This window comes from Nonomuraea sp. NPDC004702 (genome assembly GCF_053601695.1).
On the sequence record NZ_JBSGCE010000086.1, the window covers coordinates 21,596 to 29,689 of the forward strand.

The 8,094-nt window shown below is 68.5% G+C and carries 6 protein-coding genes and 1 pseudogene; 1 reads left to right on the top strand and 6 read right to left on the bottom strand.

The window, feature by feature from the left end; translation table 11 throughout:
• Nucleotides 1-331: 331 nt before the first annotated feature.
• Complete coding sequence (locus tag ACWEJ6_RS48305; protein WP_452432129.1) at nt 332-2,395, top strand: NACHT domain-containing protein; 2,064 nt, start codon at nt 332-334, stop codon at nt 2,393-2,395.
• An 848-nt stretch (nt 2,396-3,243) separates the two neighbouring features.
• Here ACWEJ6_RS48305 and ACWEJ6_RS48310 read toward each other — a convergent pair.
• From ACWEJ6_RS48310 to ACWEJ6_RS48335, 6 genes and pseudogenes are all read right to left on the bottom strand, one after another.
• Nucleotides 3,244-4,482, bottom strand: coding sequence for a hypothetical protein (locus tag ACWEJ6_RS48310; RefSeq protein ID WP_452432131.1), 1,239 nt, complete (start codon nt 4,480-4,482; stop codon nt 3,244-3,246).
• Nucleotides 4,483-4,499: 17 nt separating this feature from the next.
• The gene (locus tag ACWEJ6_RS48315) at nt 4,500-4,586 is read right to left on the bottom strand and encodes a hypothetical protein (protein ID WP_452432138.1); all 87 of its coding nucleotides are present in this window, start codon (nt 4,584-4,586) and stop codon (nt 4,500-4,502) included.
• A 97-nt stretch (nt 4,587-4,683) separates the two neighbouring features.
• A complete protein-coding gene (locus ACWEJ6_RS48320) occupies nt 4,684-4,899 on the bottom strand; it encodes a DUF2399 domain-containing protein (RefSeq protein WP_452432133.1) in 216 nt (71 codons plus the stop codon).
• A 193-nt stretch (nt 4,900-5,092) separates the two neighbouring features.
• Nucleotides 5,093-5,775: pseudogene (locus ACWEJ6_RS48325) on the bottom strand (TIGR02679 domain-containing protein); the annotation flags it as partial.
• Between the two features lie 130 nt (nt 5,776-5,905).
• Complete coding sequence (locus tag ACWEJ6_RS48330; protein ID WP_452432135.1) at nt 5,906-7,450, bottom strand: SbcC/MukB-like Walker B domain-containing protein; 1,545 nt, start codon at nt 7,448-7,450, stop codon at nt 5,906-5,908.
• A 141-nt stretch (nt 7,451-7,591) separates the two neighbouring features.
• Nucleotides 7,592-7,900: a hypothetical protein gene (locus ACWEJ6_RS48335; RefSeq protein ID WP_452432136.1), complete on the bottom strand. Its 309-nt coding sequence runs from the start codon at nt 7,898-7,900 to the stop codon at nt 7,592-7,594.
• Between the last annotated feature and the right edge of the window lie 194 nt (nt 7,901-8,094).

The following is an 8,094-nucleotide window of genomic DNA, read 5'->3' on the forward strand; positions in this document are numbered from 1 at the left end:
GCCGAGCGGATGCTCGACCTCTCGTCCGGCCTCGCCAGCGACCGAACGGCGCAGCGCGCCCGGATCGTGCTCGACCGCCTTCAGCTATACGACTGGCCCGACTACCCTTGACAGCCTGAGCCTCGAAACCGGTCTCTCGCCGACATCGGTCCGGAGCGGATCCTTAGCGGTGAGAAACGGCTGAGGCGGCCGGGGCCCTCAAGCCGGTCAGAGGGCCACGGCTACGAAACCATCAACGCGGTGGCTCTCGCTGTCATCGACGGGCGAGGATGAGAAGGTGAGAAGACCGCCTACCCGCTGGCCAATTCTTACCTACACGGCGCTGCTCCTTGTGCTGATCGTCGTGGTGGGCGGATCGCTCCCCTGGGTGAGCTGGTCAGGGGCCGACAGCAGAGCACACCCCCTTGACTTCATCTCCGTCCTGCTCGCCGCACTGGGCCTTGTCGGCACCGCGGCGGGGCTATGGGCGGCGGCCCGACCGTCGCCAGGGCACCTCGCGGTCGCCGACGTGAAGTCCGCCGCTGGCGTCCTGGCGGAACGCGTCGAGCAACAGTGGCGTGAGGAATCCCGTTACCGCCAGGTGCATGAACCACGCCCCATGCCAGTGCGCTGGCGGCGCACTACCAACCCGGCGCTGATGAGCCCGCTCCACCTGGCCGCCCCTTCAGGGGCGGCCTTCGACGGCCGCGGCGATGACATCGCCGCCTTGGCCCAGCGATTTCGTCGGCGCGGCCGGCTGGTTATCACTGGCGGTGCCGGGACCGGCAAGACGACCTTGGCCGTGCAACTTCTGCTCCACCTGCTGGCCACCCGCCACGACAACCATGCATCGACCGGAGACCGAGGCGCACTGGTGCCGGTGCTTCTGCCGGCCAGTGGCTGGGACACCGACACGCACGACACGCTGCAAAAGTGGCTTGCGGAACGACTCGAACAGGACTATCCGGCGCTGAAGGCACCCCAGCTTGGCCCTGGCGCCGCCGCCGCGCTGGCCAACAGCGGCCGCATTCTGCCCATTTTGGATGGGCTCGACGAAATCAGCGACGACCGGCGTGTGCGCGTCCTGACCGCTCTCAACAAGTCCTTAGGAGAGCACGGCCACATCATCGTCACCAGCCGTACCGCCGAGTTCCGTGCCACGGTCGACCAGGTAGGCAGGCCGCTAGCGGGGGCCGAGGTTATCGCTGCCCGAGCACTCAGCCGGCAAGACGCCGCCGATTACCTGAGTGACTGTCTGTCCGGCTCCCCGCCCGCGGCGTGGAAGCGGGTGCTGCGGGCACTTCGCGGGCACGCCGTTCCCGGCTTGGCCGAGCTGACTCTCACCCCGCTGGGACTATGGCTGATCCGCGCCGTCTATCTTGACGCCCATGCCGACCCGAGTCCGCTGTTGGGTCCCTTGGGCCAGGACGCCGCCGCTCTGCGTGCTCACCTGCTGGATCGCCTCATCCCCGCCGTCATCGCAGCCCAGCCGCCCAGCGCCAATCCGGCCGACTTCTTTCGTCCCCGCCGCGTGTGGGACCCGGACAAGGCCCGCCGCTACTTGACCTACCTGGCCCGCGCCTTCCCTCCAGCCGCTACCCGCGACATCGCCTGGTGGAATATCGCCCGTACCATCGCGGACTCGCGCTCCTCGGTCGGATGCGCTAGCAGGATCTTGTTCCGGGTCTTGTTCGTCAGATCCTGGGCGAAGGAGACACCTGGCTATGCCAACCTCCGTCTACTCGGACGAACGCGTGCCCTACGACGCGCCGTGACCGGCGATCTCGACCTCGCGGTCAAGTTCGGGCCTGTGGGGGCCGTCGTGGCCGTACTGCTGGGAGGGCGAATATTGCGGCCCGGGCAGGAGATCGGGCTGCTGTACGGAGCCGTGATGGGATACGGAATCATGTTCACCATCGTCTTCGTGATCACACTGATCGCGGGCCTGAACAACTGGGCGGAGCAACCGACACCCTCGTCGATGAGCACACCTAGATCCAGCTGGGAAGCCGACAGAGCTCTCGCTCTTGTGCGCATGGCCATGTCCGGGTCCGTGGTCGGCCTAACCTTCGGACTGTTGCTGGGGCTCATGTTCGGACCCCGGCTCGGGTTCGTAATCGCCGGGCTCATGTCGGGGCTCGCGGGAGCCCTTTGCGGGCTCATCATCGGACTCTTCGAGGGCAGACATCACGCGTGGCAGGCCTTCAGCCTGGCGCTCATCTGGCTGACCTTGCGTCATCAGCTGCCCTGGCGCCTCATGGACTTCCTCGACGACGCGCACCGACTCGGGCTGCTGCGCGCCCTCGGCCCCATCTACCAATTCCGGCACGCGGCCTTACATGACCACCTCGCGGCCGCACCCCTCGAAGAGGCGGGTCGTGGCCGCCAAGCCGGTGCTCGGGAGCCGCGGGGGTGAGATCGTCACCGACCCGACCGCCCGTCCTCGTCTCACCGCCGCCTTGACCGGTCGCACATCCCGAGCCCGCTCTCGCGCCGGTGACCGGCCTCGCGACCGCACCGCCGCCCGGGCCGCCTACCCGATCCTGGACGGCATTCTGATTCCCATCGATCGCCGCGCCGACCAGACCGTCAGTGTCAAGGGCGAGCCCATCGACGCCTGGTACTTACTCCAGCATGGCCCATCAGCACGCCGCTAACTTCCAGGCCCCGTCAGCCCCTGGCGGACTGCCGCCCCCACACGTGCTGGGCGCGTTGTACGCCGCTGCCGCAGCCGGCCTGCCCACCCCTCGCCAACGGCGGCTATGACGGCGCTGGCATTGGCGTCCCCCTCGGACAGCCTCTCGGCAACCAGACGCTCAGCCCGGACAGCCGCACCTGCAACCACCTTCTGCGCGGCCCGCGCTGTCCCAACGAATGCGGGTTCGCCCTGCTCAAAGGCTGTTGACGCACCCTCCAGCACATCACCGTGGTCCAAGCGGAATCGGCGACATCGCCCGCGCGCCGCTCGTCCTGCCCCATTTCGAGCATGACTAGCCACCGGAATTTCGCTGAGATCGCGTCATTGCGACTCGCGACAGCTGGATCATGATCTCCCTGGCCCATCTCGTGTTGGAAGATCTCCCGCTCACCTGCTCGCGCCATGGCGCCCATCTCACGAGGTTTCGGCGGGAGACCGCGGACTCGGCAGGTTTGAGGTCGAGCGGAGCGGCGCATGGACCTGTGCCTGAGCGATATCCCATCCGTGCGGTTCAGCCGGTATGCGAGCACTCGTGGAGAACTCTGCGGAGCCAGGGCGCGCGACGATCACGACTGCGATGACTCCTCACGCAAGGTACCGCGCAGATGCTCGGCCATCGTCTCGCTGACCGGGACGAGGGTGGGTAGTTGGGGCTCTTCGAAGTAGCGGGACTTGAATCGGCGCAGCAGCGACTCTCCATGCTCCGGCCAGGAGAAGCCCTTCTTCTTGAGCAACTTGCCGAAGACGATGCCGGCGTTCTCCGGGACGGCGTCGGCTAGGAGTTTGATGGCCGCCGGCGAGATGTCGTCGCCCCGTAGGTAGGAGCTCAGGGTTTCGCGGTACCGGCGCCGGTTGATCAGGCTCGGGTTGGCGAAGAGTTCCTGCAGGAGCCCGAAGTCGAGGTAGAAGCTGATGCCCGTCTCCGGGTCGAAGTGGATGGCCACCGTTTCCGCGTCCAGCATCTCGTCGGGAAGGGTCAGGCTGGGCAGGGTCCAGGTGTCGTCGGGTTGGTCTCGGTCCACGCAGGCTCGCAGGAAGGCCTCATGTCGCGATGGCACGTCCTCTGCCGGGACCACGATGTATTCGGCGCCGTACAGGTCGAGGAAGACCTCTCGTTGTTCGGCGAGCAATCGGCGGGCGGTGGCGAGTTTGTCCGGGTTGCGGAAGACCAACTTGGGGTTACGCAGGCCGATTTCGGCGGCCTGGGTGAGGAGTTGGTGCCGGGCCTCGGCCGGGAAGAGGCTGATGTTGGCGCTGACCAGCCAGTCCTCGCCGAGCGGGACCAGGCGGCAGATGAGGAACATGCCCTTTCTGACCGGACGGAAGGCGGACTTGCCCATGTTGGACCGGGCGCGATAGGTGAGCTCGTCCACGAGGTTGAAAAGGATCACGCCGTCCTTGTCCTTCCCCCGGACCTCGAAGACGCCTTCGACCACGTCCCGCCAGCTGAGCAGCATCTCCCGCTCCTGCTGGCTGAGGCGGGGATGGGCGCGCAGGAAGCGGTCGATCACCGTGTCGCCGGCCATCAGCCGTTGCTGCAGGGCGAAGTGGTCGACGATCATGCTGGCGGTCACCTCGTTGTCGGCGAGGTCGCCTGAGTGACTCCGCTCGAAGGCGTTGTCGAGCTCATGGGTGAACCGGGGCGAGAGGGCGAAGGCGATCAGCCGCTCCTTGAGGGCAGCGGCCTGTGTGATGGTGTCCATGACGGCGCCGTTTCTTCCTAGAGTCCGACCCCGCAGACGAGGCTCTTGGCTACGGGCTGGCGGACCCGGGATGCCATCGCTGCCGCGCGGATCGGGGAACACATACTGAGGGGCTGAAATTAACTGATCGCGGGTCTCGTCGCCAGATTGGCGATCAACTCGGCGAGTACGAGTTCCTCTTCGATCCGCACGCTCCGGTGCTTCATCGCCAGAGACAATTCCGGATCCCAGGGCGTCGGGCGGCGTCTGCCCGGACAGCGGTGCCGTTGAGGACACGGCTCGATAGGAGGCGACGTCGAAGCGCTACGGTTGGAACTCGAGCCGTTCGTGGACCGAGGCGGCGATGGCGCTCCCGCCCCAGTCGAAGTCACCGTGGTAGGGGAATGTCGCACCGCCGACCGCGAGCATGTCCAGTATCTGCCACACGGCCGCCGACGGTCTGCCTCCGCCGCGCACCAGGGGCGGGCAGGGGAATCCAAGCGCGTCGGTCGCCGCGGCGACCGACGCGCGGGTTCTCACAGATTCTCACCACGTCCGCGTGCGGCGGGGAGTCGTGGCGGCGCGGCTGCCGCAGGGTCAGAACGCATGGCTCGCCCGCCATCTTGGCCGCGATGAGCATGCGCCCGGTGGGGGAGCGGTCATCGCCCGACAGCCCCAGACACAGGGAGGACAAATCGTCGAGGTGTACGCCTACCGCGGCCCAGACCGAGCGGCGGGTGTCGGCGCCGCCTTCGCCCGCGTACGGCAGGCCGGACAGGGCGCGTGCCGCAGACAGGGCGAGGGTTGCCAGTGGGCGTTCTTCATCCAGCGCGTGTGCGTCCGCGCGGGTCTCGGCGGCGAGCCGGCCCAGGGGCGTGCCCGGTGACGGGAGCCGTTCCAGCACGGTGCTCAACCGGTCGAGGAGCGTGCGTGCCTCATCAGCTGTGGGGGCGAGCCTTCGGACGTGGCCGGTGGACTCCAGCCACGATCGCCACCCGGACAGCTCGGGCCGGTCGGCGACGAGAGCGTCGAGCTTGGCCAAGGCCCGTCCCCAGGCCGTTGCGAGCGCGGCTTTCTCCCTAGGCAGGTCCCGATCGGGCCGCGCAGCCGGAGGACCGCCTCGCGCAACCCGCAAAGGGCGATGCCGCCCGTCCGCAGGATGCGGTCCACCTCGTCCAAGGAGACCGACAACGAGGAGCCGGCTCCCGCACGGCGGCCGAGCAATGTCTCGACCGCGCGGCGCTGTGCCGGGGTCGCGTGCGTGAGCGTCACCGTCCCGGCGGGCGGCCTATCCTGCTCCAAGCGGCGGCGCACCCGGTCGACCAACCAGGTGGTCCCGGCGCCGCCCAGCAACCGCACCAGCCTCTCGTCCGCGCCGCCGGCCCTCGGGAGGCCGCTCGTGTCGCCGTCATTCATCCGTCCGCACCGTCCTCATCTACGCCGAACACGCCGTACTGCCGTACTGCCGGAGCGGAGGCGCGCGTGGGCACCGCGGGGGCTGGGCGTTCCGCCCGCCGTCGTTCGCGCGCGTCCCACCGCCACGGCGTCACCAGCACGGCGTCGATGCCGTCACAGCGAGAGAGCTGACAGATGGCCAGCCCGGCACCTGCGGGTAGCAGCCCATTCGCGCTCGCTGGTCATGACCACGTCCATGTCGAACGTGGCCCGCGGGCCCAGGCACTTGGCCCGGGGAGTCGTCATCAACCCCGGCGAACGCCTCGTCCAGTGCGACCAGACGTGGCGCGTACGGGTTGCCCGCGGACTTGTAGTAGGCCAAGGCGGCGGCGAACAGTGGCACCGACGCGGCCAGCACCCGTTCTCCGCCGGAGGCGCGACCGGCGGCGGCCCGCCACTGGCCATCTTGGAGCCGCTGGATGGCGAACTCATGCCAGGCGCGGTAGTCCAGCGCTCTGGTCAGGGCCTCGGTCCAGCCCGCGGCTGGATTGTCGGCGTGCTCGCGGGCGATCCGCTCTTGCGGGAATCCGCCGACGATGGCCCGTCCGCGGATGACCAGGCGTCCACGGTCTGGCGAAGTTCGCCCCTGATCCGGTCCAGCCCTTCGGGGGCGTTCCTGGCAATCTTCCAGATCAGGCGCAGGCGCATGCCGGTGGAGGCGGGGCGGGCTTCCAGCTCGGCGTTCATCTTCCGGACCTCTGACTCCGCAGCGGCGCTCGTGCAGCGTGCCGGCGACTTCGTTCAGCAGGTGGTTCTCCAGGATTTCGTGTTCCTGGCCGACAGGAGCCGGGCGCGTTGCCCGGTCTCCTCGGCCAGCGCCGAGGCCAGCTCGGGCATGTCCCGGGTACGGCCCTGAAAGATCACATCGACGATCATGAGTCCATCGCGCAAGATCACCCGACGGAGTGCCCATGCCTGGCCAAACGTCCGACGGCAGCTTGTGCTCCTCGGCGACCTTCTTCTGAGCACGCTCCCACAGGCTGTCGCCGTCGTCCAGCGCGTCGAGTTCGGCGTTGACGGCCCTGGCCAGGAGCACGGCTGGCGTCGCGGCCCACTCCACGCCCGTGTCAGGGACGTCCAGATCGGTGAGCGCGAGCTTCAGCAGGCCAGTGGCGGCGAACGCCTGGAGCTCGCGTACGGCGGCACCGCGTACCGTGGCGGCCTCCGCGATCTGCTTGCGAAGGTTGTCACGTTCGCCCTCGGCCTTGCCGCGTTCCTGCAGGGCCTGCTGTTCGCGAAGGCGGGTGGCGCGTTCGGTGACGACGCGCTCGCGCAGTTCACGCTCCACCTGGTCGAGTTGGCGGAACAGTTCCTCGATGGCGGTGCCCGCGGTCTGGGTCAGAGTGCGGTACGCCGCGTCCGCCTCCTCGCCCGCCTTCGCGGCCAGTTCGGCGACGCCGTCGAGCTGTTCCTTGGTCCTGTCGAGCTCCCCTTGGGCGTCCGCGGCGCTCTCGTGTGCGTCATGCCAGGCTTGGATGGCGGGCCACAACTGGGCCAGGACCACCAGCCTGTAGCGGGTGAGCGCCGCCTTGACCTCCTCAAGCGTCACCGGCTCGGTGGGCAGGCCGACGTCCGCGGTGAACTCCTCAGCACGGACACCGGTGTCTCTGAGCTCGTCCTGACGCTCGCGGAGCACCTTGTCCGCTGCGGTGCGCGCGGCGTTGACCTCGTCACGTCGGTCGTAGGCGGTGGCGCGCTTGACGTGCGCCTCTCGCGGCTCAGCGTCTGGGGGCAGGCCGCGGTGTTCCTCGGCGAGCCTGTCCCGGCGTGCGGTGAGCTAGGCAAGCCGGTTGTGCGGGTCATCGATCCGCACGTTGGCCTGTTCCAGTCCCTCACCAAGGGCAGCTAGCCGGGTTCGCCGCGCCGTCTCTCTGGCGCCCTCGCCGATGTCAGGCGCGTCACTCTTGTGCCAGGAGCCGGTCAACACGCCGTTGGCCCAACGGCCGTCCACCGCCACCCAAGTTCGGCCTTCGTCAGCCGGTCCGCAGCCGATGCCTGACAACACGGCCTTCACGGCGCTGTCGGTCAGCGTCGCCGCCTGCAGATCTTCCCGGTCAATAGCCGGCCGTAGGCCCGCGCACAGCAACCAGCAGGCCCTTGCCGAGCTCGACGAGGCATGCCCCGACCAGCGTCCGCCAGAGGTGAACGGCCAGGTCTAACGGCCGCCTACAACAACGAGCCTCCATCCGGTCCTCGCGGATCGGGCGGGGGGCTTCGTTGCGTTGTGCGGCTAGCTTGGGCCGGACCCGCGTAGGAAGGCGCTCTGAACAGAGCGGCGGG

What these genes read in the sequence shown, in the direction of transcription:
- ACWEJ6_RS48315 (WP_452432138.1), bottom strand. Translation starts at nt 4,586, where the DNA reads ATGAAGCACCGGAGCGTGCGGATCGAAGAGGAACTCGTACTCGCCGAG.